Annotated in this window: 26 protein-coding genes; 7 read left to right on the top strand and 19 right to left on the bottom strand. The window is 57.2% G+C overall.

The window, feature by feature from the left end:
* Nucleotides 1-73: 73 nt before the first annotated feature.
* Nucleotides 74-2215, top strand: a complete 2142-nt coding sequence (pta, locus tag PU683_RS09915; protein WP_277171321.1) for a phosphate acetyltransferase — start codon at nt 74-76, stop codon at nt 2213-2215.
* Nucleotides 2216-2395: 180 nt separating this feature from the next.
* Here pta and yfcD read toward each other — a convergent pair whose 3' ends face one another.
* Genes yfcD through yfcF form a run of 3 tightly spaced genes read right to left on the bottom strand, consistent with a single transcriptional unit; the run spans nt 2396 to nt 4250 of the window.
* The gene (yfcD, locus tag PU683_RS09910; RefSeq protein ID WP_277171320.1) at nt 2396-2944 is read right to left on the bottom strand and encodes an NUDIX hydrolase YfcD; all 549 of its coding nucleotides are present in this window, start codon (nt 2942-2944) and stop codon (nt 2396-2398) included.
* A 54-nt stretch (nt 2945-2998) separates the two neighbouring features.
* Complete coding sequence (yfcE, locus tag PU683_RS09905) at nt 2999-3550, bottom strand: phosphodiesterase (protein WP_277171319.1); 552 nt, start codon at nt 3548-3550, stop codon at nt 2999-3001.
* 55 nt (nt 3551-3605) lie between these two features.
* On the bottom strand, nt 3606-4250 hold the full coding sequence (gene yfcF, locus PU683_RS09900; RefSeq protein ID WP_277171318.1) for a glutathione transferase: 645 nt from the start codon (nt 4248-4250) through the stop codon (nt 3606-3608).
* A 134-nt stretch (nt 4251-4384) separates the two neighbouring features.
* Between yfcF and yfcG the strand changes: the two genes are divergently transcribed.
* The 5 genes from yfcG to PU683_RS09875 all read left to right on the top strand — a co-directional run bounded on the left by yfcG (nt 4385) and on the right by PU683_RS09875 (nt 7726).
* Nucleotides 4385-5014 (top strand): GSH-dependent disulfide bond oxidoreductase, encoded by a 630-nt coding sequence (gene yfcG, locus PU683_RS09895; RefSeq protein ID WP_277171317.1) that lies wholly within the window; start codon nt 4385-4387, stop codon nt 5012-5014.
* Nucleotides 5015-5053: 39 nt separating this feature from the next.
* Nucleotides 5054-5950: a TIGR01777 family oxidoreductase gene (locus PU683_RS09890; RefSeq protein WP_277171316.1), complete on the top strand. Its 897-nt coding sequence runs from the start codon at nt 5054-5056 to the stop codon at nt 5948-5950.
* Between the two features lie 66 nt (nt 5951-6016).
* Complete coding sequence (locus PU683_RS09885) at nt 6017-6589, top strand: hypothetical protein (protein ID WP_277171315.1); 573 nt, start codon at nt 6017-6019, stop codon at nt 6587-6589.
* Between the two features lie 68 nt (nt 6590-6657).
* On the top strand, nt 6658-7155 hold the full coding sequence (locus PU683_RS09880) for a GNAT family N-acetyltransferase (protein ID WP_277171314.1): 498 nt from the start codon (nt 6658-6660) through the stop codon (nt 7153-7155).
* Complete coding sequence (locus PU683_RS09875; protein ID WP_277171313.1) at nt 7121-7726, top strand: hypothetical protein; 606 nt, start codon at nt 7121-7123, stop codon at nt 7724-7726. Before PU683_RS09880 ends, PU683_RS09875 begins: the two co-directional genes overlap by 35 nt.
* 102 nt (nt 7727-7828) lie before the next feature.
* On the opposite strand, the gene hisP is transcribed toward PU683_RS09875, so the two are convergent.
* From hisP to pdxB, 15 genes are all read right to left on the bottom strand, one after another.
* Entirely contained in the window at nt 7829-8602 is a 774-nt protein-coding gene (gene hisP / locus PU683_RS09870) for a histidine ABC transporter ATP-binding protein HisP (protein ID WP_277171312.1), read from the bottom strand.
* A gap of 7 nt (nt 8603-8609) precedes the next feature.
* Nucleotides 8610-9326 carry a histidine ABC transporter permease HisM gene (gene hisM, locus PU683_RS09865; protein WP_277171311.1) on the bottom strand — a complete coding sequence of 239 codons (717 nt, stop codon included), beginning with the start codon at nt 9324-9326 and terminating at the stop codon, nt 8610-8612.
* On the bottom strand, nt 9323-10009 hold the full coding sequence (locus PU683_RS09860; RefSeq protein WP_277171310.1) for a histidine ABC transporter permease HisQ: 687 nt from the start codon (nt 10007-10009) through the stop codon (nt 9323-9325). Before PU683_RS09860 ends, hisM begins: the two co-directional genes overlap by 4 nt.
* Before the next feature lie 83 nt (nt 10010-10092).
* Nucleotides 10093-10875 carry a histidine ABC transporter substrate-binding protein HisJ gene (gene hisJ / locus PU683_RS09855; protein ID WP_277174257.1) on the bottom strand — a complete coding sequence of 261 codons (783 nt, stop codon included), beginning with the start codon at nt 10873-10875 and terminating at the stop codon, nt 10093-10095.
* Nucleotides 10876-11140: 265 nt separating this feature from the next.
* On the bottom strand, nt 11141-11923 hold the full coding sequence (argT, locus tag PU683_RS09850; RefSeq protein WP_023479789.1) for a lysine/arginine/ornithine ABC transporter substrate-binding protein ArgT: 783 nt from the start codon (nt 11921-11923) through the stop codon (nt 11141-11143).
* Between the two features lie 273 nt (nt 11924-12196).
* Complete coding sequence (locus PU683_RS09845) at nt 12197-12778, bottom strand: UbiX family flavin prenyltransferase (protein ID WP_277171309.1); 582 nt, start codon at nt 12776-12778, stop codon at nt 12197-12199.
* A 94-nt stretch (nt 12779-12872) separates the two neighbouring features.
* Nucleotides 12873-14390, bottom strand: coding sequence for an amidophosphoribosyltransferase (purF, locus tag PU683_RS09840; protein WP_277171308.1), 1518 nt, complete (start codon nt 14388-14390; stop codon nt 12873-12875).
* 179 nt (nt 14391-14569) lie between these two features.
* A complete protein-coding gene (gene cvpA / locus PU683_RS09835) occupies nt 14570-15058 on the bottom strand; it encodes a colicin V production protein (RefSeq protein WP_042716765.1) in 489 nt (162 codons plus the stop codon).
* Between the two features lie 220 nt (nt 15059-15278).
* A complete protein-coding gene (gene dedD / locus PU683_RS09830; protein ID WP_277171307.1) occupies nt 15279-15965 on the bottom strand; it encodes a cell division protein DedD in 687 nt (228 codons plus the stop codon).
* Nucleotides 15955-17223, bottom strand: coding sequence for a bifunctional tetrahydrofolate synthase/dihydrofolate synthase (folC, locus tag PU683_RS09825; RefSeq protein ID WP_277171306.1), 1269 nt, complete (start codon nt 17221-17223; stop codon nt 15955-15957). Before folC ends, dedD begins: the two co-directional genes overlap by 11 nt.
* 193 nt (nt 17224-17416) lie before the next feature.
* Entirely contained in the window at nt 17417-18331 is a 915-nt protein-coding gene (gene accD / locus PU683_RS09820; RefSeq protein ID WP_277171305.1) for an acetyl-CoA carboxylase, carboxyltransferase subunit beta, read from the bottom strand.
* A gap of 103 nt (nt 18332-18434) precedes the next feature.
* The gene (locus tag PU683_RS09815) at nt 18435-19094 is read right to left on the bottom strand and encodes a DedA family protein (RefSeq protein ID WP_277171304.1); all 660 of its coding nucleotides are present in this window, start codon (nt 19092-19094) and stop codon (nt 18435-18437) included.
* 25 nt (nt 19095-19119) lie between these two features.
* On the bottom strand, nt 19120-19932 hold the full coding sequence (gene truA, locus PU683_RS09810) for a tRNA pseudouridine(38-40) synthase TruA (protein WP_277171303.1): 813 nt from the start codon (nt 19930-19932) through the stop codon (nt 19120-19122).
* Nucleotides 19932-20945 (bottom strand): aspartate-semialdehyde dehydrogenase, encoded by a 1014-nt coding sequence (locus tag PU683_RS09805; protein WP_277171302.1) that lies wholly within the window; start codon nt 20943-20945, stop codon nt 19932-19934. The genes truA and PU683_RS09805 overlap by 1 nt, the downstream gene beginning before the upstream one ends.
* 55 nt (nt 20946-21000) lie before the next feature.
* Nucleotides 21001-22137 (bottom strand): 4-phosphoerythronate dehydrogenase PdxB, encoded by a 1137-nt coding sequence (gene pdxB / locus PU683_RS09800; protein ID WP_277171301.1) that lies wholly within the window; start codon nt 22135-22137, stop codon nt 21001-21003.
* 110 nt (nt 22138-22247) lie between these two features.
* Here pdxB and flk point away from each other — a divergent pair, with 110 nt between their 5' ends.
* Nucleotides 22248-23258 (top strand): flagella biosynthesis regulator Flk, encoded by a 1011-nt coding sequence (gene flk, locus PU683_RS09795; RefSeq protein ID WP_277171300.1) that lies wholly within the window; start codon nt 22248-22250, stop codon nt 23256-23258.
* 88 nt (nt 23259-23346) lie between these two features.
* On the opposite strand, the gene PU683_RS09790 is transcribed toward flk, so the two are convergent.
* Nucleotides 23347-24780, bottom strand: coding sequence for a 6-phospho-beta-glucosidase (locus PU683_RS09790; RefSeq protein WP_277171299.1), 1434 nt, complete (start codon nt 24778-24780; stop codon nt 23347-23349).
* Nucleotides 24781-24888: the final 108 nt, after the last annotated feature.

Below are 24888 nucleotides of genomic sequence, written 5' to 3'. Positions count from 1 at the left end.
CACACCGCCAGCCAACGCTGGCGGTGCTGTTTTGTAACCCGTCCGCTTCGACGGTAACGAAAGAGGATTAACCGTGTCCCGTATTATTATGCTGATCCCTACCGGAACCAGCGTCGGCCTGACCAGCGTCAGCCTTGGCGTCATCCGTGCTATGGAACGCAAAGGCGTTCGTCTGAGCGTCTTTAAACCGATCGCTCAGCCACGTGCGGGCGGCGATGCGCCTGACCAGACTACCACCATCGTGCGCGCTAACTCCGGGCTGCCGGCGGCTGAACCGCTGAAAATGAGCTACGTCGAGTCGCTGCTCTCCAGCAATCAGAAAGATGTGCTGATGGAAGAGATCATTGCCCGCTACCACGAAAGCAGCAAAGAGGCTGAAGTGGTGCTGGTTGAAGGTCTGGTCCCGACCCGTAAACACCAGTTCGCCCAGTCCCTGAACTTCGAAATCGCGAAAACGCTGAACGCGGAAATCGTCTTCGTGATGTCTCAGGGCACCGACACGCAGGAGCAGCTGAAAGAGCGCATCGAGCTGACGCGCAATAGCTTCGGCGGCGTGAAAAACAGCAACATCACCGGCGTTATCGTCAACAAACTGAACGCCCCGGTTGATGAGCAGGGCCGTACGCGCCCGGATCTCTCTGAGATCTTTGATGACTCCTCAAAAGCAAAAGTGGTGAACATCGATCCGGCGCAGCTGCAAGAGACCAGCTCTCTGCCCGTGCTGGGCGCGGTGCCGTGGAGCTTCGATCTGATCGCCACCCGAGCGATCGATATGGCGCGCCACCTTAATGCGACCATCATCAACGAAGGCGATATCAAAACCCGCCGCGTGAAGTCCGTAACTTTCTGTGCGCGCAGCATTCCGCACATGCTGGAACACTTCCGTCCGGGCTCACTGCTGGTCACCTCTGCCGATCGTCCTGATGTGCTGGTTGCTGCCTGCCTCGCGGCGATGAACGGCGTTGAGATTGGTGCCGTGCTGCTGACCGGTGGCTATGAGATGGACGAGAGCGTGCGCAAACTGTGCGAACGCGCGTTCGCCACCGGCCTGCCGGTATTTATGGTGAATACCAACACCTGGCAGACCTCCCTGAGCCTGCAGAGCTTCAACCTCGAAGTGCCGGTTGACGATAACGAGCGTATTGAAAACGTGCAGGAGTATGTGGCCCGTTATATCAATGCGCAGTGGATCGACTCCCTGACCGCCACCTCCGAGCGCAGCCGTCGCCTCTCGCCGCCAGCCTTCCGTTACCAGCTGACCGAACTGGCGCGTAAAGCGGGCAAACGCGTCGTACTGCCGGAAGGCGACGAGCCGCGTACCGTGAAGGCAGCCGCTATCTGTGCTGAACGTGGTATTGCGACCTGTATCCTGCTGGGTAACCCGGATGAGATCAATCGCGTCGCCGCCGCACAGGGTGTTGAGCTGGGCGCCGGTATCGAAATCGTCGATCCGGACGTGGTGCGTGAAAGCTATGTCGCTCGCCTGGTTGAGCTGCGTAAGAGCAAAGGCATGACCGAAGCCGTGGCACGCGAACAGCTGGAAGATAACGTGGTGCTCGGCACGCTGATGCTGGAGCAGGATGAAGTTGACGGTCTGGTCTCCGGTGCGGTTCACACCACGGCGAACACCATTCGTCCGCCGCTGCAGCTGATTAAAACCGCACCGGGCAGCTCGCTGGTCTCCTCCGTGTTCTTTATGCTGCTGCCGGAACAGGTTTATGTTTACGGTGACTGCGCAATTAACCCGGATCCGACCGCTGAGCAGCTGGCCGAGATCGCGATTCAGTCCGCTGACTCCGCGACCGCTTTCGGCATTGAGCCGCGCGTTGCGATGCTCTCCTACTCTACCGGTAACTCCGGCGCGGGTAGCGACGTTGAGAAAGTGCGTGAAGCGACGCGCCTGGCGCAGGAAAAACGTCCTGACCTGGTTATCGACGGTCCGCTGCAGTATGACGCTGCGGTCATGGCGGATGTAGCGAAATCGAAAGCGCCGAACTCGCCGGTTGCCGGTCGCGCTACCGTGTTCATCTTCCCGGATCTGAACACCGGTAACACCACCTACAAAGCGGTACAGCGCTCTGCCGATCTGATCTCCATCGGGCCGATGCTGCAGGGTATGCGCAAGCCGGTGAACGACCTCTCTCGTGGCGCGCTGGTAGACGATATCGTCTACACCATCGCGCTGACCGCGATTCAGGCGTCCCAGCAGCAGTAATGTCTCTTCTGGCGGCTGCGCCAGTGCACAAAAAAAGCGACCTTCGGGTCGCTTTTTTATTGAGCGATTGCAGGCCGGATAAGCGAAGCGCCATCCGACGATAGAATCCCTCTGCGCAGCCGGTCATCCGGCAATAAAAAAGCGACCCTGAGGATCGCTTTTTCCGCAACGCGCAGAAGCTTACTCGGCCTTCTGCTCGCTCTTTTCCACATCGTTGCTGGCGTTACGGCTCATCCACAGCGCCAGCGCTTTCAGCGAATCGTCGGTAAACTCATCGCAGCGGGCGGTGATCTCTTCCGGCGTCATCCAGAAGACTTCACTCACCTCCTCTTCCTGCAGGGCAAACGGCCCGTGGGAGACGCAGCTAAACAGCCCGCCCCACACCCGACAATGCTCATCTTCAAAGTAGAACTGACCATGCTCGGCAAACGGGACACCCGCAATGCCCAGCTCCTCTTCCGCTTCGCGGCGCGCGGACTCCAGCAGGTTTTCACCGGCCTGCACCACGCCGCCCGCCGTCGCGTCCAGCTTGCCGGGCATAAAGTCTTTTAGCTCGGTACGACGCTGCACCAGAATATTGCCCATCCCATCATGCACCACAATATAGGTTGCGCGATGACGCAGGCACTGCGCGCGCATTTGCTCCCGGCTGGCCTGCGCGATCACCTCATTGTCTTCGTTGACAATATCTACCCATTCCATGCCTGCAAAATGACTCTGTTCCACCATCGGGACATCTTCTCTTTATGGCGCTCTTACGGCGCGTTTCGGTTGACGGGTAAATTACGGATTAATCGCCACCTGCGCAATAACCCGCTGATCATTAAGTGCGATAACACGTAACATATTCTCTTCCAGCATGCCGTAGCTGGCGGCAAACCCACCTTTCGGGATAGAGACCGAACCGGGGTTGAAGTGCACAATCTCATCACGCTTCTCGGCAACGGGAATATGCGTATGCCCGTACACCAGCACATCGCCTGCTTCCAGTGGCGGAATGTGCTGTGCGCCGAAGAGATGACCGTGGGTCAAAAACAGGCGGCACGCGGGTAATAAAACCTGCTGCCAGGGGGCGGTAATGGGAAAGCGCAGCAGCATCTGATCCACTTCGCTGTCGCAATTACCGCGTACCGCGATAATCCGGCTGGCCTGCGTATTGAGCCGTTCTGCCACCTGCGCCGGATTATACCCCTCCGGCAGCGCGTTGCGCGGGCCATGATTGAGCACATCGCCAAGCAGAACCAGCCAGCGGGCGCCGCTTTGCGCGAACCGTTCCAGTATGCGTTCCGTCGCGGGCAACGACCCGTGAATATCCGATGCAAACATCAGTTTCATCACTGCACCTCTATGAAAAAAAACGCCCTAATGATACCGGAACGCGAACCGCTTATCAGCCCGTGCGCTTAGCGGAAAGTGCAACATAGCGCTGAACCGAGGAGCGCTGCCACTGGAAAGTGGCGTACTCCGCTAAGCGCTCCGGCACGGGGTCGCCATGCATCACCAGGCGGTTAAGCATCAGGGCAAGATCGACATCGGCAATGCACCACTCGCCAAACAGGTTCGGCTTGCCGTGCGCCAGCAACGCGCCGGCGATGGCGAAGAGCTTATCGGCGCTCGCCTGGCCTGCTTCGCTGAGCGGCGCTTTTTTCGCCCCGGCAAACACCACGTCCGTTGAGCGCGCTTCACGGATCGGCAGCAGATCGCTGCGCAGCCATGCCTGCACCTGCCGCGCGCGGGCGCGGTTCTCCCGATCGTGTGGATAGAGACGCTCCCACTCCGGAGGCGCAAAACGCTCGTCCAGATATTCGGCAATCGCCGAGGATTCGCTCAGCACGAAGTCATCAATCTCTAAGGAGGGAACACGCTGCGTCAGACGAAAGCCGGGCCACCCCGCGCCCTGCTGTGCGCCGCTCGCCAGATCGACGGTTTTCAGGGTGAAGGGCAGCGCCTTTTCCTGCAGGGCAACGTACGCCGACAGCACATACGGGGAGAAGTACTCTTTGTCAGACCACAACGTGATTGCCGGTTCGCTCATAACATCCTCGTTTAGCGGATAAGTTTCGTCCAAAATATAACCTCTTCTGCCTTCTGTCACTTGCGGAAAACTCTGTCATTACGGGGAACACCTATACTTAACAGGCGACGCCCATTCCGCTCACAGGAGTTTCGATGATAGACCTCTATTTCGCCCCGACACCGAACGGCCACAAGATCACACTGTTTCTCGAAGAGACCGGGTTGCCGTATCGTCTGATCCGCGTAGATATTAGTAAAGGCGAGCAGTTTCGCCCGGAATTTTTAGATATCTCGCCGAACAATAAGATCCCGGCGATTGTCGATCATGACCCCGCCGACAGCGGTGCGCCGCTTAGCCTGTTCGAGTCGGGCGAGATCCTGCTCTATCTGGCAGAGAAGTCCGGCCAGCTCCTGAGCGGTGAGCTGCGCGAGCGTCATGTCACTTTGCAGTGGCTATTCTGGCAGGTGGCGGGGCTGGGGCCGATGCTTGGGCAGAACCACCACTTCAACCACTTCGCGCCGCAGCCGGTGCCCTATGCCATTGAGCGCTACCAGGTGGAAACGCAGCGGCTCTACCAGGTGATGAATAAACGTCTTGAGCAGGTGCCGTGGCTGGCAGGTCAGCACTACAGCATTGCGGATATCGCCGCCTGGCCGTGGATTAATTCCCACGCGCGACAGCGTATTACGCTTGAGGATTATCCGGCGGTCTTTAACTGGTTTGAGCGCATCCGCACGCGCCCGGCTACCGAGAGTGCATTGCAGAAAGCGCAGCTGCTTTAAGCTGCGCGTTTTAAGGATAACCACGCTTCGGAGGGAAGCATGAAGATACTCTTTACTGGCGGTACCGGCCTGATTGGCCACCATTTGATCCCCCGTTTACTGGAGCTGCACCACAGCGTAACGGTAGTCACCCGAAATCCTGCCAAAGCGCAGCAAAAGCTTGATGCCCGCGTCAGCCTGCTGAAGGGGCTTAATGATCTTACCGATCTCAACAACTTTGATGCGGTGATCAATCTGGCGGGCGAACCGATTGCCGATAAGCGCTGGACGGAGGAGCAGAAGCAGCGCTTATGCAACAGCCGCTGGCAGATTACGCAGCGGCTGGCGGATTTGATCAAAGCCAGCGACAACCCGCCGCAGGTGCTGATCTCCGGTTCTGCCTGCGGCTATTACGGCGATCTCGGCGAAGTGGTGGTGACAGAGGAGGAGCCGCCACATAACGAGTTTACCCATAAGCTGTGCGGGCGCTGGGAGCAGATCGCCTGCGAAGCGCAGAGCGACCAAACTCGTGTCTGCCTGCTGCGCACTGGCGTAGTGTTAACGCCAAAAGGCGGTATTCTCGGCAAACTGCTGCCGCTGTTCCGCCTTGGTCTTGGCGGGCCGATTGGCACGGGCAGGCAATATATGGCGTGGATCCATATTGACGATATGGTCAATGCCATTCTCTGGCTGCTCGATAACGATCTGCGCGGGCCGTTCAATATGGTCGCGCCCTACCCGGTGCGTAACGAGCAGTTCGCTCACGCCCTCGGTCATGCCCTGCACCGCCCGGCGTTTATGCGCGCCCCCGCAACGGCCGTGCGCCTGATGATGGGGGAATCCTCGGTGCTGGTGCTCGGCGGGCAGCGTGCGCTGCCTAAACGCCTGGAAGAGGCCGGGTTTGCGTTTCGCTGGCACGATCTTGAAGAGGCGTTGACGGATGTGGTGAACGCGTAAAGTTTGTCGCGTTGGGTCTGGGATGATGGTGGTAAGCTACCCGTTTTGACAGCAAAGGGGTTGCCATTGACCAGGTCGCAAAAAATTCGCCTCTGCGCACTCGCTCTGCTGCTGCTGGCATGGGCGCTGTGGATATGGGAGAGCAACCGGCTGGGCGTGACGGTCTTTATGCGTGACGATGCGCCCGATACGCCAGTGATGGTGGCGATTGCTCTGCTGACTGGCCTCTGGTGTGGCTGGCGCAGGGCCGTTCGCGGCCAGGCGAGCGCGTTTAAGGCGTTAGCCCCGTGGCAGCTTTTCCTCTGCGTCGCGGCCTTTGCTGGCGTCACGCTGCTCAATCTCCCGGAAGGCTGGGTGCGCCTGACATCGGGCGAAACGGTACAAAGCGACGTCACCTTTCGCCTCACCTATCCCGGCCCTTCGCTTGGGCGCAAAAGCCACTGCGAAGCGGGTCTGCGTATTGATGATGCGTGGCTCGGACGGTTAGTCACCCTCTGCACCCACACCGATAACGTGCCGCGCGACGCCAGCTCGGTGCAGGTTGAAAAACGTATCGCCGCCCGCGGTGCCTGGTTTACCCGCTACCGCTTTATGAGCGATAACGGCAAAGCCTATGCCTGGCAGCCCACGACCCCCTAATATTTGTGGCAGCCGCGCGCGCATTTCCGGTGCTAAGCTGCCTGGTTTGGTTCTCACAAGGACGCGTAATGACGTTGCAAACCCCCCGTTTTACCCTGACGCCGTTTCAGGCGTCTGACTGGCCCTTCTTTTTGCAGATCCGTCAGGATAAAAGCGTGATGCGCTATATGGCGGAAATCGCCTCTGAAAGCCAGATCCGAACTCTGTTTGAAGACCGGCTTAACGATCCGAATGCCTTTGTGATCCGCGATGAACAAGGCCGTGCGATCGGTGATGTTGGCCTGCGCCCGAGTCAGCATCTTTTGCAGGAAGCAGATCTTGGCTACTCGATCCTGCCTGCAGCGCAGGGCCAGGGCGTGGCGTCAGAAGTTGTAGCCGCCCTGTGCGATTTCGCCTTTACCCAGCGCGATATTCACGCTCTTAATGCCTGGGTGCTGTCGGACAACCTCGGTTCGATACGGGTACTGGAGAAGAGCGGTTTCACCCGCGTACAGGTGCTGGAGCAGGCCTATTTGCTGCGCGGGAAATATTATGATGACTGGATCTATCGCCGTGAAAAACATTAAACGGGGATTGCGTTCGGGAAGAGTGCAACTCGCCTTATGCGTGCTCTTTTTCTTTCTGTGGTTGATATGGCTGCTGTACGCCATCGGTCTTAGCAACCGGGTCTATCTGCAAGCGGGCGCACCGGATACCTGGGTAGTCTTAATCGTTGCCGTGGTGTTAAGTCTGTTGATTATCTGGCGTATCCCGTTTATCACCAGGCTGCGCAGTAAGCTGATTGGCTTTGTGGCGCTCTTTTTGTATTGCATTGCAACACTATGGAACGCGCCGGAAGCGTGGGTAAAGTTTACCGCAAGCGAAATAGTACAGAGCGAGGTGACGTTTACCCTTGGCCACCCCGGCCCGCCTATCAGCCGCGCTAACCGCTGTCCGGCGGGGCTGCGCTTTTATGATGCGTGGTTAAAGCGCCCGGTTGAAATTTGCACCCGCGACGCGCTTGTCCCGCCGGGCGCGCAAACGGTTCAGCTTGAGAAGCGTGTCTCCGCGCGTGGCGCGATATTCACCCATTACCGTTTTGTTTCCGCCGCGGGCATGCCACAAGGCTGGTGGCCGGTTAACCGCCCGGATAAGTGATATTGCAGCAGTGCAGTGCCGGATGGCGGCGTTCGCCTTATCCGGCCTGCAACAGCACTCCCCGCAAGCCTGATAAGCGCAGCGCCATCGGGCTACCCTTGCTTACTTCAGCGATCCTTTGAGGAACTGCTGCAAGCGCAGGCTTTTCGGGTTGCCGAACAGCTCATCCGGCGTGCCCTCCTCTTCAATTTTGCCCTGATGGAGGAAGATCACGTGGCTCGAAACATCACGGGCAAAGCCCATTTCGTGGGTGACCACCACCATGGTTTTCCCCTCTTCTGCCAGCTGCTGCATGATGCGCAACACTTCGCCCACCAGTTCCGGATCGAGGGCTGAGGTCGGTTCATCAAACAGCAGTACTTCTGGCTCCATCGCCAGCGCGCGGGCAATCGACACACGCTGCTGCTGGCCGCCGGAAAGATGCACCGGGTACTTTATCTGCTGCATGGCATCAATGCCCACTTTGGCCAGATATTTTACCGCCCGCTCGCGCGCTTCCTGCTTGCTCAATCCCAGCACCTGAATCGGCGCCTCCATCACGTTCTCCAGCACCGTCATGTGGCTCCACAAGTTGAAGTGCTGGAACACCATCGTCAGGCGCGTACGTAACAGGCGCAGCTGATGCTTGTCAGCGACTTTCAGCTGGCCATCTTTGTCACGCACCAGATTGATATTCTGCCCGCTCACCACAATGGAGCCTTCACTCGGTTTCTCAAGGAAGTTTATGCAGCGCAGGAAGGTGCTTTTACCGGAGCCGGAGGAGCCGATGATGCTAATCACATCTCCGGCGTTAGCCTGCAACGACACGCCCTTCAGAACTTCATGCTCACCGTAGCGCTTATGCAAATCGGTAACGTTTAATTTATTCTCAGACATCGTGCTCTCAGTGCGTCGAAGAGGGCTTCATATGCTGTAAGAAGCGCTTTTCCGCCCGGCGGAAGAGGCTAATCAGGACATACGAAATAATGAGATAGAGCACCGCCGCAATACCGAAAGCCGTAAAGGGCTGGTAGGTGGCGGAGTTAATATCACGGGCGATTTTCAGCAGATCCGGCACCGTCGCGGTAAAGGCCAGCGCCGTGGAGTGCAGCATCAGGATCACCTCGTTGCTATAGGCCGGCAGCGCGATACGCAGCGCCGAAGGCAAAATAATACAGCGGTACATTTTAAAGGATGAAAAGCCATACGCCCGCGCTGCTTCAATCTCGCCATGGGGCACCGAGCGGATCGCCCCGGCGAAAATCTCGGTGGTGTAGGCGCAGGTGTTAAGCGTCAGCGCCAGCACCGTACAGTTGAGGCCGCTGCGGAAAAAGGCGTTTAGCAACTCGGTGCCTTTGACAATCTCCAGTGTGTACATGCCGGAGTAGAAGACCAGTAGCTGCACATAGAGCGGCGTGCCGCGAAAGATGTAGGTGAATAACCAGATCGGAAAACAGATAAATTTGTTGCTCGAGACGCGGCCGATGGCAAGAAACAGCGCCAGAATGCCGCCCATCACCACTGAGGAGATCAGTAGCCAGAGGGTGATGGCCACGCCGGTAATACGGTAGCCGTCGCTCCAGAGCAGGGATTGCCAGTACTCCTGAATAATCTCAATCACAGGTCGGCCCTCTTCACACCCACCGAGTAGCGGCGCTCAAGCAGCAGCAGGACGCCATTGGAGGCCGTGGTAAAAATGAGATAGATCGCGCCGCAGACAATGGCGAAGTAGAACGGCTCCCAGGTGCTTTTACCGGCGAGCTGGGTCGCTTTGACCACATCTTCCAGCCCCAGTAATGAGACCAGCGCCGTCGCTTTCAGGATCACCTGCCAGTTGTTGCCGATCCCCGGCAGAGCAAAGCGCATCATCGCCGGAAAGAGAATACGGCGGAACACCTGGCGGCCGGTAAAGCCAAACGCGGTCGCCGCCTCAATCTGCCCTCTCGGCACCGCCATAAAAGCACCGCGAAAGGTTTCGGTGAAGTAGGCACCGTAAATAAAGCCGAGGGTGATAATACCGGCCACCATCGGATCGATATCCAGCTGCGCCATGCCGAGCGCGTCGGTAATGGCGTTGAGGGCAATTTGCAGACCGTAGAAGATAAGCAGCATCAGCACCAGATCGGGCACGCCGCGAATAAGCGTGGTGTAGCCTTCAAAAATCAGCGCCAGCGCGCGGCTTTTCGACAGCTTTGCGCCCGCGCCTGCAAGGCCAATCAGCACCGCCAGCACCACGGAACTGAGCGCCAGCTCGAGGGTCACCAGCGCGCCCTGAAATATCACTTGAGAAAACCCGTGCAGCATGCAGCCTGTCCTGTCGTGTGTGGTGTTTGCCGTGTCTCTTCCCCTCCTTTGCAGGAGGGGCCGCACGTTAATGTGGTGTGGGATTAATCACCGTAAACATTAAAATCGAAATACTTTTTCGCCAGCTTGTCGTAAGTACCGTCAGCGCGCATCTCGGCAAAGGCTTTATTCAGCGCGTCACGCAGTTCGCTATCGCCTTTGCGTACGCCCATGCCGGTGCCGACGCCAAACAGCTTCTCATCTTTGATTGACGGCCCGCCGAATTTATAGGCTTTGCCCATCGCGGTTTTCAGGAAACCTTCGCTGGCGGCGACTTCATCCTGGAACGCGGCGTCAATACGCCCTGCGGTCAGGTCGGCATAGATATTGTCCTGCCCCTGATAGGAGACGATTTCGACCCCCTTCGGTGCCCAGTGGACGTTGCCATAGGTCTCCTGGGTGGTGCCCTGCAGCACGCCGATGCGTTTGCCTTTCAGCTTATCCAGCTCAGGCTGGATATCAGAATCTTTTGCTACCACCAGACGGGAATCCGCTGCGTAGAGCTTGTCGGTGAAATCAATCTCCTGCTGTCGCTTTTCAGTGATCGACAGAGAGGACATGATCGCGTCGATTTTCTTCGCTTTTAATGAAGGGATCAGCGCGTCCAGCGGGTTCTCAACGAACACACACTGCGTATTAATGCGCTTACAGAGCTCTTTTGCCAGATCGATATCGAAACCGACCAACTCACCCTGCGCATTTTTTGACTCAAATGGGGCGTAAGTGGGATCGGTACCGATACGTAATTTTTGCGGAATGGCAGCAAATACAGTAGAGACGCTGGAAACAGCGAGCACCAGAGAAAGGGAGAGCACCAATTTTTTCATCATTATCCTCAACAGACTGTCTTTCCTAAGGGAATTCTCACAACTTAACGGTGCGTTATCGTGCCATCATCTCCCCCGGCAAGGCAAAAGATAAACGCTGCAGGGTAACTTTTTTTGCAATCTGAATGCGTAACTATGCAGCCCTGCACTATTGTGATGCAGCCACTGCACCACGCTGGAACAGACACCGCTTGCTGCACCATGCCACGAAAGGCGCATGGCGCACCGTTTTCCCTCACGGCCCGCGGGCGCGGGCCGTACAGCCTTACTCGCCGTAGACGTTAAAGTCGAAATACTTTTTGGCGAGCTTGTCGTAGGTTCCATCTTTACGCAGCTCGGTAAAGGCTTTATCGAACGCCGCTTTCAGCTCGGTATCATCTTTACGCAGACCAATCCCGGTGCCGTCGCCAAAGTACTTTTTGTCTTTTACCGACGGGCCTGCAAAGGCAAACTCTTTGCCCGCAGGCTGTTTCAGGAAGCCTTCGCTGGCGGCCACTTCATCCTGGAACGCCGCGTCAAGGCGACCAGCAGCCAGGTCAGAGTAGATCTGATCCTGGTTCTGATAGGCCACCACGTCGATGCCTTTACTGCGCCAGTTATCGTTAGCGTAACCTTCCTGCGTCGAGCCTTGCAGCACGCCAACGTGCTTACCTTTCAGTGACTCCAGCGTGGGTTTGATAGGCGAACCTTTGGCTGCAATCAGGCGTGAATCTGCCGCGTAGAGCTTCTCAGAGAAGGCAATCTCCTGTTGGCGTTTTTCGGTAATGGAGAGCGACGAGATAATAGCGTCAATCTTCTTCGCTTTCAGAGAGGGGATCAGGGCATCAAAATCGCTGCCGACCCAGGTGCACTTCACCTGCATGCGTTTGCACATCTCATTACCAAGATCGATATCAAAGCCCACAAATTCCCCTTTCGCATCCTTCGAGGAGAAAGGTGCATAGGTGGCATCGGTGCCGATACGGACTGTCTGGGGAAGCGCTGCATAAACGCTGGCGGTGGCGGAGAGCCCCAGCAGTAAAGAGAGAGCGAGGACCGTCTTCTTCATACATTACCCTCAAGTGTGCTGTTTTTATTGTGTGGTGCGTTGTGTTGTGTGTTGCAGCCAGTAGCCTTGCATGTCTTATGCCACTTTCCCGACCGTGCAGTAACGCCGTGCGGGATTTGTTAATAAAACGTTGCAGATTGACCGTAGTGATGAAAGATAGCAGGTCTGCGGAACGAACCGCAGCAGTAAGCGGGGGAAAAGAGGATTAAATGTTGAGGATATGATCGCGCTTACAAAATTGCCCTAAAAAAGCGCATCCGGCGATACGTTGCACTATTTTGCAGCATCGCTGCCCTGCCAGCGGGCGAAAAGATCTTCCGGCAGTTCGATATCAAACTGATCCACAACGCGATTGACGGTCTGATCGACAATATCCATCACGCTTTGTGGCCGATGATAAAAAGCCGGAACCGGCGGCATGATCACCGCACCGAGTTCCGCCGCCTGCGTCATCAGGCGCAAATGGCCAAGATGCAGCGGTGTTTCACGCACGCAGAGCACCAGCGGGCGACGCTCTTTCAGCACCACGTCTGCGGCGCGGGTCAGCAGCCCATCGGTGTAGCTGTGGACAATGCCGGAGAGGGTTTTGATGGAACAGGGCAGAATCACCATGCCTGCGGTCTTAAACGAGCCAGAGGAGATGTTGGCAGCGATATCGCGGGCGTCATGCACCACGTTTGCCAGCGCCTGCACATCGCGCAGGGAGTAGTCGGTCTCAAGGGAGAGCGTTTGCCGGGCGGCCTGGCTCATCACCAGATGGGTCTCGACTTCAGCGACGTCGCGCAGCACCTGTAGCAGGCGAACGCCATAAATTGCGCCGCTGGCGCCGGAAATGCCCACAATCAGTCGTTTCATCTGCTTATCCACCCGCTAACATAAGCGCAAACTTTGCCTGATTATAGAGGGTGTTGCAACAAGTTGCGCCCCTCATGCGAGGGGCGCGGCGGGATTAACCTTCGTTGTGCATCTCTAAGCTTTCAACTTCGTTCTGCAGCTGTACCGCTTTGGCATCGTCATTACGCAGGGAGTCGAGGTAATCGAGGTACTGCTGATCGACATCCCTGGTGACATAAATACCGTTAAACACCGAGCACTCAAACTGCTGAATATCCGGGTTTTCTGCGCGTACGGCATCAATAAGATCGTTGAGATCCTGGAAAATCAGCCCGTCGGCACCGATGATCTGGCGGATTTCATCCACTTCACGACCGTGTGCAATCAGCTCATTGGCGGTCGGCATATCAATGCCGTAGACGTTCGGGAAGCGAATTTCCGGTGCTGCGGAAGCGAGATAAACCTTCTTCGCCCCGGCTTCGCGCGCCATCTCGATAATCTGCTCTGAAGTGGTACCGCGCACGATGGAGTCATCCACCAGCAGCACGTTCTTGTCGCGGAACTCGGCGCGGTTGGCGTTCAGCTTGCGGCGCACTGATTTACGGCGCAGCTGCTGGCCCGGCATGATAAAAGTGCGGCCAACGTAGCGGTTTTTCACAAAACCCTGACGGTAAGGCTTATCCAGAATTCGGGCGATCTCCAGCGCGATATCGCAGGAGGTTTCAGGGATCGGGATCACCACGTCGATATCGAGATCTTCCCACTCGCGGGCGATCTTCTCGCCGAGCTTCATGCCCATATTGACGCGGGCGCTGTAGACGGAGATTTTGTCGATAAAGGAGTCCGGGCGCGCAAAGTAGACGTACTCGAACAGGCAGGGGTTGCTGACCGGGTTTTCCGCGCACTGCCGGCTGTAGAGCTGCCCTTTCTCGGTGATATAGACCGCTTCGCCCGGCGCGACATCGCGCAGGAACTCAAAGCCCAGCGTATCAAGCGCCACGCTCTCGGAGGCCACCATATATTCGGTGCGGCCATCGCCCAGCTCGCGCTTGCCCAGCACCAGCGGGCGAATGCCGTTCGGGTCGCGGAAGGCAACCATGCCGTGACCGATAATCATCGCCACGCAGGCGTAGGCACCGCGGATCTGGCGGTTGGTCGCAGCAATCGCAGCGAAAACGTTATCCGCTTCGAGCGGATAGTGACGGAAGTTATCCAGCTCGCTGGCGAAAATATTGAGCAGGATTTCAGAATCTGACGTGGTGTTAATGTGGCGACGCTTCTCTTCGAACAGCTTTTTCCGCAGTTCGTGCGCGTTGGTCAGGTTGCCATTGTGCGCAAGCGTGATGCCGTACGGGGAGTTAACGTAAAAGGGTTGCGCCTCTGAAGCGCTGGAGCTGCCCGCGGTGGGGTAACGAACGTGGCCAATCCCCATATTGCCCTGCAGACGCTGCATATGGCGGGCTTCGAAAACATCATTCACCATGCCGTTCGCTTTACGTAGACGGAAGCAGTTATTGGCATCAATGGTGATGATGCCCGCTGCATCCTGCCCACGGTGCTGCAGCACCGACAACGCGTCATAAATCGACTGGTTTACCGGCATGAAACCGGCGATACCGACAATACCGCACATACGTCTTTTCCTCGTTAAGAGCTTGGTTTACCAGGCGTCATCGTCAAAAAGAATTTGAACAGCGACAGTGCGCAACAACCGAAGCGTACAACTGGCACGCGAGGATTATCAGCACTGGCCCGGTTCAAAATGCCGAGAAAACAGCCTGTTAAACCAAACTCTAAGCCACATCTCAGGGCTTAAGCCCTGGGCAAGAAACTCGACGAGCTTTGCAGATAGTCAAAGAACCACCTGATGATGAAGCTGAATTGCGGGATAAGCTGCGACTTTTGCCAGTCTTCGCTTTTCGACAGACCTGTAAAGGTATCCAGAAAGAACAGAATGGCGGCGACGATCAGCACGCCGCGAAGCGCACCAAAACAGATCCCCAACACCCTGTCTGTACCCGACAGGCCGGTTTTCTCCACCAGCGTACCGATAACGTAGTTAACGATAGCGCCCACAATTAACGTCGCGATAAACAGCACCGCGATGGCAATTCCATTACGTACCAGTTCCTCTTCAAAGCCCGTGAACCAGACTGACAGGTAAGTGTAGTAATGGCTGGCGACAAAGAAAGCACAACCCCATGTCACCAGCGATAACGCTTCACGAACAAAGCCGCGGATCAGGCTTACCAGACAGGAAAAACCAATCACCGCGATGATGGCATAATCAATCCAGACCATATATGTCCCACGATTTTACGCCCTGTCATCCAGTTCGGGGCGCATTCTAACAGAAAAAGAAAACGTTTGCGTAGGGATTTCCTTCCCGCGCGGAAATAAAAATGGCGCTGAAAAAATATTCAACGCCAGCAGAACATTGGCCTTCACGACCGCACTTTTATCAGGCTCCCCTGCCCCGTTTTACGGGCCGTTGCCAGCAAAGCAGCGCAGGGTTGCGCGGTTAATTGGCGCTGTAATTCATCACCACGCCATTGAGGCCTGACAGCTGGTTGAGTTCGCCAAGCGACGCTTTGAGCTTATCGCGCGAGGCGTCGGGCCCAACAAGAATGCGGGTGATTTTACCCTGAACCGGCGTCGTCGGCGATGTATAAGCGCGATACCCCGCAGCGCGCAGTTTACTTACCACTTCATTCACTTTATCGGCGTTCTTCAGCGCGCCCAGCTGGACGACATAGGCTTTGCCAGTCGGGGCTGGCTTCTCCTCCTGCGCTTTAGCCGGTGCCTCGTTCGCCGCGGTCTGCTGCTCGCGCGCAGGCTGCGGCTGCGGCTGCGGTTTAGGCTGCGGCTTTTCAACAGGTTTCGGCTTTGGCGTCACCGGCGTGGAGGTCACTTCCGGTTCGGGATTACTGTTCGCCGCAAGCCTTGAGGCATTAAGTGACGGTGTGGCGGCGTCGCCAGCCCGCACCTCCTCCGCAGCGCCTTCCGGCGGTTGCGCAGGCAGCGCCTGAGTGGCGGCCGGCATCATATCCGGCTCGTCGCGATCGCCCGGCTTCGGCACCAGCGGGATCGCCGCGAACTCATCCTGATAATGCTTTTTCTGCCCGTCGAGCAGGCCGGGGAGAATAATCACCCCAAGCGCGACCAGTATAACGGTGCCCATTAAACGGTTCTGAAACTTACTTGCCACCGGTTCTCCCCGCTTCCATCGCTTCCATGACATGCGCTACGGTGTGGAACGAGCCACACACCAGCACGGTATCGCAGGCACCGGCCTCCGCCATTGCCGCCTGCCAGGCCTGGGTCACGTCCGGGAATGCTTGCCCCGACGTCAGGTTCGCCAGCAGCTGCTCCGCCGTCGCGCCGCGCGGACCCTCCAGAGGGGCACAATACCAGCTATCGACCACCGGCTCCAGACAGGCAAGCGTTCCGCTAATGTCTTTATCATGCAGCATGCCGACCACTGCCAGTACGCGACCGCTTTTCGGCAGCGCCGCCAGCCGCCCGGCAAGGTAGCTTGCGGCATGAGGATTATGCGCGACATCGAGGATCAGGCGCGGTGAGTCACTCACAATCTGAAAACGACCCGGCAATATCGCCCGCTCAATGCCGTCGCGGATCGCCTGCTCGCTTACCGCCAGGTTACTGGCACGCAGCGCAGCCAGCGCAGTGGCAGCATTCGGCTGCGGCACCTGCGGCAGCGGCAACTCACTCAGTTCGCCCTGCTCGTCGCGAAAACGCCAGCCCTGAGCGCTAACCTCGTAGTGCCACGCCACATCACGCTGCAACAGCTGCGCGCCCTTCTCCTGCGCCACTTCAGCGATGGTGTGCGGCATATCCGGCTCGCCAACCACCGCGGGTTTACCGGCGCGAAAGATGCCTGCTTTTTCTCGGCCAATACTTTCGCGATCCGGCCCGAGCCAGTCGGTGTGATCGAGCGCAATGCTGGTGACCACCGCGACATCGGCGTCAACCATATTAGTGGCGTCCAGGCGGCCGCCAAGACCCACTTCGAGGATCACCACGTCCAGCTGCGCCTGTTTAAACAGCCACAGCGCCGACAGGGTGCCAAATTCAAAATAGCTTAGCGTGATATCGCCACGCACGGCTTCGATTTCCGCGAAGGAAGCGGTGTGCGCGCTTTCTGCCAGTTCCCCGCCCTGCACGCGTACGCGTTCGGTGTAACGCACCAGATGCGGCGAGCTGTAAACCCCGACGCGATAGCCGGCCGCCAGCAGGATCGACTCCAGCGTGCGGCAAGTGGTGCCTTTGCCGTTAGTACCGGCGACGGTAAAGACAAAGGGTGCAGGACGCAGCACATCCAGCCGCGCCGCCACCTGGCTTACGCGATCGAGCCCTAAATCGATAGGTTTACTGTGCAGCTGTTCCAGATAGGAGAGCCATGCGGCCAGGGGCGACGTGGCTTGCGGAGTAGAGAGAGTATCCATGATGCCCGTTGATAGTGTGCGGTTTGAAAAGCAAAAGGGCAGTGCCTTTTGGCCCTGCCCTCATGAGTATACACATGCTCGTTTTCGCTGCTGGCGCGTGGTCACAGAGCCATCCCGCGCTCATGGTGTGGAGGAGGAGCGGGCTAAGCAAGGCGCATCAACGCACCTGCAGCAGAAAGCGTGACGTGTATTATCAGGCTTCGCCTTCCTGATTCGGCTCTGGCGTCTCCACCGTGCCGATATGCGTATCGTCCGCATCCGGCGCCGGCAGATTCATCATCTTCGCCAGAATACGCGCCAGCTTAAAGCGCAGCTCCGGACGACGAATGATCATATCGATCGCGCCTTTTTCAATCAGGAACTCACTGCGCTGGAAACCGGCAGGTAGTTTCTCGCGCACGGTCTGCTCGATAACGCGCGGGCCGGCAAAGCCGATCAGCGCCTTCGGCTCAGCGATGTTGAGATCGCCCAGCATCGCGAAGCTTGCAGAAACACCGCCCATGGTCGGGTCAGTCAGCACGGAGATGTACGGCAGACCGCGCTCCTGCATTTTCGCCAGCGCCGCAGAGGTTTTCGCCATCTGCATCAGCGACATTAGCGCTTCCTGCATGCGCGCCCCGCCGGAAGCGGAGAAGCAGACCAGCGGGCAGTTATCTTCCAGCGCCTGCTCAACCGCACGCACAAAGCGCGCGCCCACTACGGAGCCCATCGAACCGCCCATGAACGCAAACTCAAAGGCCGCTGCGACAACCGGCATGCCGTGCAGCGTGCCCTTCATCACCACCAGCGCGTCTTTCTCGCCGGTCTCTTTCTGGGCTGTCGCCAGACGGTCTTTGTACTTTTTCGAGTCGCGGAACTTCAGCACATCTTTCGGCTCAAGTTCGCTGCCCAGTTCAACCAGCGATCCTTCATCCAGCAGGCTATGCAGGCGATTACGCGCTGACATCCGCATGTGGTGATCACATTTTGGGCAGACTTCAAGGTTACGCTCCAGTTCGGCGCGGTAAAGCACCTGACCACAGCTATCGCATTTTGTCCACACGCCCTCAGGGATGCTCGCCTTACGGGTGGGGGTGATGTTGCTTTTAATTCTTTCAATCCAGCTCATTGATAACCTTTCTACATGAACCTGGTAGCCCTTGACTGGGGCACATTAAAACATAACGGTTCGCAACTTGGGATAAAAAAGTGGTCGAACCGCCAACAGGTGATTATTTTGTCTGCCGGGACGCGGCGCGGCGATGGCGGATAATCTCAAAGACCCCGGGAAGTATAGACACTACGATAATTCCGACAATCATCAGCTTGAGATTCTCCTGAATCATCGGGATGGTGCCAAAGAAGTACCCGGCGTAGGTGAAAAGTAACACCCACAGCAGCGCGCCCACGACATTATAGAGGGCGAAATGGCGGTAAGACATATGGCCCATGCCAGCGACGAAAGGTGCAAAAGTGCGCACAATCGGTACAAAACGCGCGAGAATAATCGTTTTTCCGCCATGTTTTTCATAAAACTGATGCGTTTTATCAAGATGGCTGCGACGGAAGATCCTGGAGTTGGGGTTACTGAATAACCGCTCACCGAACAGCCGCCCGATAGTGTAATTCACCGCATCGCCCGCGATGGCAGCCACCAGCATCAGCAGCACCATCATATGCACATTGAGATCGTTGGTCTCAAGCGACGCCAGCGCACCGGCGACAAACAGCAGCGAATCCCCCGGCAGGAACGGCGTCACCACCAGACCCGTTTCGCAAAAGAGAATAATAAACAGGATCGCATAGACCCAGACGCCATACTGCGCCACCAGCTCAGCGAGGTGAACGTCAATATGAAGAATGAAGTCAATCAGGAAGCGTATTAAGTCCATCTACTTATGCCTTATTAATGTGCGACTAGTCCGCCAGGAACAGCGGGCCCATTGGCGCAGCGGGCAGCGCAAAGTGTGATGGATAATCCACCGACACCAGATAAAGACCTTCCGCTTTTGCCGTTGCTGCCGCCAGCGTTCTGTCCTTTGCCGCCAGCAGCTCTGCTATCCAGCTCTCCGGCTGGTTGTGGGCGCCTACTTCCATCAGGCTGCCGACAATATTCCTGACCATATGATGTACAAAGGCATTGGCTTTGATATCGACCACAATATAGGTGCCGTAGCGGCTGACGTTAATGTGCATCAGATTACGCCAGGGCGTACGCGACTGGCACTGCACGGCGCGAAACGAGGTAAAGTCGTTTTCGCCAATCAGGCACTGTGCCGCACGATGCATGCGTTCAGCATCCAGCGGTTGATGATAGTGCGTCACACCGTGACCAAGCACCGCCGGACGCAAGTGATGATTGTAGATGACGTAGCGGTAACGGCGAGCCGTCGCGCTAAACCGCGCATGAAAATCATCGGGCACATCTTTCACCCAACGCACCGCGATGTCTTTAGGCAAATTCGCATTTACGCCCAGTGTCCAGGCTGCATCTTTACGCAGAGAATGGGTCTCAAAATGGACCACCTGCCCTGTCGCATGCACCCCGGCATCGGTGCGCCCGGCGCAGAAGACCGAGATCGGCTCATTGGCCACCTGCGAGAGCGCCTTCTCCAGCTTCTCCTGCACGCTGCGCACTTCCTGCTGACGCTGCCAGCCATAGTAGTGGCTGCCGTCATACTCAATTCCCAGCGCGATTTTGTAGCGCGGCGCGGTGGTTTCTTCCTGCATCAGTACAGATACTCCTGCACCAGTTTCTCCGCCGTTTTCACCGCCATCAGCGCGCCGCCAAAGCGGACGTTATCGGCTACCGACCAGAACTGGATCTGCTCCGGCATACCGTAGTCGTTGCGAATGCAGCCGACGGAGAGATGCGCCTGGCCGGAAGCATCTGCCACCTGGGTCGGGAATTCGTTCACTTCAGAGAGCGCAATATCCTCAAAGCGGGCAAACGCATCGCGCGCCTCTTCGGCCGCCAGCGGGCGTAACGCTTCGAAACTGACCATCTGCGCGTGGCCGTAAAAGACCGGCGACTGTACGCAGTTAGCGGAGATCATCAGCCCCTCATCCTGCAGGATTTTGCGCATCTGATCGATAATGATGCGCTCTTCGCGCACGCTGCCTTCACTGTCCGGCAGCAGCGGCAGCATATTGAATGCCAGCTGGCGACCGAAGTAGTCATCATCGTCAATCGGAATTCCGTTCAGCAGCTTAGCGCTCTGCCCTGCCAGCGCATCAACCGCCCGTTTACCGCTGCGCGAGACTGAGAGCAGACTGGTCACGGCGATCCGCGACAGACCGCCTTCGTCGATCAGCGGCTTCAGGCCTGCCAGCAGCTGGCTGGTGAGACTGTCCGGGATAGCAATAACGTTGCGGTTGCGGTAGTCAGCCAGCACGAACGGATTCACATCCGGCATCACCAGCGGCACATCCGGCTCGAGGGCAAACAGACCGCTGGTGTCGATGACCAGACAACCGGCATTGGTCGCTTCTTCAATATAGGTAGCGGTAGCTTGCGCACCGGCCACAAAGAACGCCAACTGCGCCTGCGTCCAGTCGAATGCAGCGGCATCTTCCACACGCACGGTTTTACCGCCAAAACGCAGGTTTTCCCCGGCGCTTTCGCTCTTAGCCAGAGCATAGAGTTCGCCAACCGGGAACTGGCGCTCCGCCAGCGTTTCGAGCAAGGCTTCTCCGACCGCGCCGGTGGCGCCGAGAACGGCAATATTCCAGCCTTCAGACATGGTGATTCACTCCAGAAAAAGCGTCCCCGTCGGCGACGGGGAGCATAAAAATGAATTAACGTACCGGGTGATAAACGGCGTCGAAGCCCAGTTTTTGCAACAACGCCGATGCGTCAGCGTCGTCGCACTCAACGGTGAGTGATGACCATTCACGGCGTTCAAGATAGTGCTTACGCAGCTTATCAAACTCACCCGGTGTGCCCGCTGCTTTTCGCAGCAGGGCATCGTCGCGGCGCACATCATACACCAAATGCACCAACCTTTTTAACATTGCCTGTCCAACCGGCCCATGAAGGGAGATGCGGCTGCACTCCGGCGCAGGAAGCAGCGTATTCAGCGCCACCTGCTGCGGCTGGCCGAGGAATTGACTGTAGGCTTCAAACACCTGCGTGGTGCCGCGCGCTTTCCCCTCCAGCGTGTAGCCCGCGATATGCGCCGTGCCAATATCCACCTTCGCCAGCAGCTCAACGTTGAGATCCGGCTCCGGCTCCCAGACATCGAGCACCACGCTGAGATCCTGCCCGTCCTGCAAGTGCTGCAACAGCGCGGCGTTATCCACTACCGGCCCGCGACAGGCGTTGATCAGTATGGTGCCGGGTTTCAGGCGGCCGAGCAGCGCGTCATCGACCAGGTGCAACGTTTTATAAGGACCCTCTTTGAACAGCGGGGTATGGAAGGTGAGGATATCCGCTTCGCGTACCACCTCATCCAGCGAGCGGAAATCGCCCGCATCACCGCGATGGGCGCGCGGCGGATCGCACAACAGCGTGCGGATGCCGAGGGCGTCAAGTCGCGCCTGCAAGCGGCCACCGACATTGCCGACGCCGACGATCCCTACAGTGCGATCGGTGAGCGCAAAACCGTCGCGCTCCGCCAGCATCAGTAAAGAGGAGAAGACATACTCCACCACGGCGATAGCATTACATCCTGGTGCAGCGGAGAACGTGATACCCGCCTGTTTCAGAAAAGCTTCATCAACATGATCGGTTCCCGCCGTAGCGGTGCCGACAAATTTGATCCCGGTCCCTTGCAGTAAATCGTTATTCACCTTCGTGACGGATCGCACCATTAATGCTTCTGCATCAGCCAGTTCCGCCAGCGGAATCGGGCGTCCGGGCACGGCCTTAACCTCACCCAGTCGGCTAAAAAGATCGCGGGCGTAAGGCATATTTTCATCAACAAGGATTTTCACACTACAGTACCTGTTTGAGAGCGGGAGTTGAGCGCGCAAGTGTGCCATAATCTCGCCGCCAGGCATACCCGCAATGCCGGTCACCGCCATGCGAGAGTAAGAGGAAACCCATGATTCAACCCATTCAGGGCGCACCCGCGCGTCCTCCCGGGCAAGAGCCACCGCAAGCCACTAATTCTGTCGGCGAGCAGCCACTATCCACCCAGCAGCGTACCGTGCTGGAGCGGCTGGTGACGCGTTTGATCGCCCTGACCCAACAGCAGAGCGCTGAAGTGTGGGCAGGCGTAAAGCATGACCTCGGGCTGAAAAACGATGCGCCGCTGCTCTCGCGCCACTTCCCTGCCGCTGAGCAGAATCTGACTCAGCGCATGGAGACGGCCACGCAGAACCATACCACCCGTCAGATGGTAACCCAGCTGACCGAGCTTCTCAGCAAGGGGAACAATCGCCAGGCGGTGAGCAATTTTATTCGTCAGGAGTTTGGCCAGACGGCGCTCAGCCAGCTTACGCCGCAGCAGTTAAAGACTGTGCTGACGATGTTGCAGAACAACCAGATTGCAATTCCGCAGCCGCAGCAGCGCCCGGCAACCGAGCGGCCTCTGGTGGCGGCGGAGCACAACTCCCTCAACCAGGCAGTGACGAAACTGGCGGCGGCAACCGGCGAGTCGAACAAGCTTATCTGGCAATCAATGCTTGAGCTCTCCGGCGTGAAGAGCGGCGAGCTGATCCCGGCGAAACATTTTACGCCGCTGATGACCTGGCTGCAGGCGCGCCAGACGCTGGCGACACATACGGCACCGACATTGCAAACGGTGCAGGCCGCGCTGAAACAGCCGCTGGACAGCGCCGAGTGGCGCAGCCTCAGCGACTATGCACAGCAGACGTTTCAGGTTACGCCGCAGACAGTGCTGACCAATGCCCAGGTGCAGGATATTCTTAACCAGGTCTTTTTACGACGCACCGAGCGCGCATCGGGAATGATCGAGGTACGTGATGTGCAACCGATTTATAGCCCCTTCGTCGCGCCGATAGTCGACACGGTAAAAGCAATGTCGATGCGACCGGGTCTCTTTTTCATTGCCCTGCTGGTGGTGATGCTGCTGCTGTGGCTGGTGATTTGAATTATTGATAAATCCGTAGGCCTGATAAGCGAAGCGCCATCAGGCAGTTAGCCTTAATGACGCGCCATTTGGCCTACGGCTTACCCTCTTACTTGATGTTATCGCCGTTCTGTTTGATCACATCCTGGTACCACCAGAAGGATTTCTTACGGCTGCGCGCCAGCGTGCCGTTACCTTCATTATCCTTATCGACATAGATAAAGCCGTAGCGCTTTTTCATCTCGCCCGTGCCGGCAGAAACCAGATCGATACACCCCCACGGCGTATAACCCATCAGATCAACCCCATCTTCCACCACCGCTTTTTTCATTTCGCGGATGTGGTTGTGCAAGTATTCAATGCGGTACTGGTCGTCGACCACGCCGTCGCTTCCTGGCTGGTCGATGGCACCGAAGCCGTTTTCAACAATAAATAGCGGCAACTGGTAGTGGTCGTAGAAGTAGTTTAGCGAGTAGCGCAGGCCAACCGGGTCAATCTGCCACCCCCAGTCCGACGCCTTCACATAAGGGTTCTTCACCAGGCTTTTCGTTTCGTCATAGTCAAGCTGCGGATTATCTTCCGTCGCTTTGGTGGCAAAAGACATGTAGTAGCTAAAGCCGATGTAGTCGACGCAACCGCGGGTCAGGATCTGTAAATCTTCATCGGTAATATCAAGCTTGAAATCACGGCGGGCAAAGTAGTTAAGCAGGTGCTGCGGGTAGTAGCCGCGCACATGTACATCGGTGAACCAGTAGCGTCGGTGCATTGCTACTACCGACATCATCATGTCGTTCGGATCGCAGGTGAGCGGGTAGATGGGGCACATGGCGATCATGCAGCCGATTTTGAAGTCAGGGTTAATGTTATGCCCCGCTTCCACCGCCAGCGCGCTGGCCACCAGCTCATAGTGCGCGGCCTGGTACATGATCACTTCGCGATCTTCGCCCGGCTGATACTTCACACCTGAGTTGGTAAACGGCGCAAAGTCTTCGTTGTAGTTGGCCTGGTTGTTGATTTCGTTAAAGGTCATCCAGTATTTGACCTTACTGCGATAGCGTCTGAAGACGGCAGTGGCAAAGCGCACAAAGAAGGCGATCACTTCGCGGTTGCGCCAGCCGCCATATTTTGTGACGAGGTGATAAGGCATTTCGAAATGGGAGAGCGTAATTACCGGCTCAATGTTGTACTTCAGGCACTCGTCGAACAGATCGTCGTAAAACTGCAAACCCGCCTCGTTTGGCTCCAGCTCATCCCCGTTGGGGAAGATACGTGTCCAGGCGATCGAGGTGCGAAAACATTTAAAGCCCATCTCGGCAAAGAGTTTGATGTCCTCTTTGTAGCGGTGATAGAAGTCGATGGCATCGTGGTTCGGGTAGTTTTTCCCCGGCAGTACGCCATCGGTTATCTCACGCGGGACGCCGTGCGCGCCTGCGGTCATTACATCCGCGACGCTGACGCCTTTACCGCCCTCCTGCCAGCCGCCTTCCAGTTGATGCGCGGCAACCGCCCCGCCCCACAGAAAATCCGCTTTAAAACCGGACATATCTCTCTCCTTTCGCTCATCAGTACGAAAAGCATAAACGCGACCGCGCAGAGATGACATTGCCGCAGTCGCGTTTTGTGAAACCGGTTGCAAAGAGAGTCTTTACGG

The organism is Candidatus Kosakonia sp. 282A-S69, from assembly GCF_029433855.1.
GTDB classification, from domain to species: Bacteria; Pseudomonadota; Gammaproteobacteria; order Enterobacterales; family Enterobacteriaceae; genus Kosakonia; species Kosakonia cowanii_A.
This window is presented reverse-complemented; position numbering and strand designations above follow the sequence as displayed.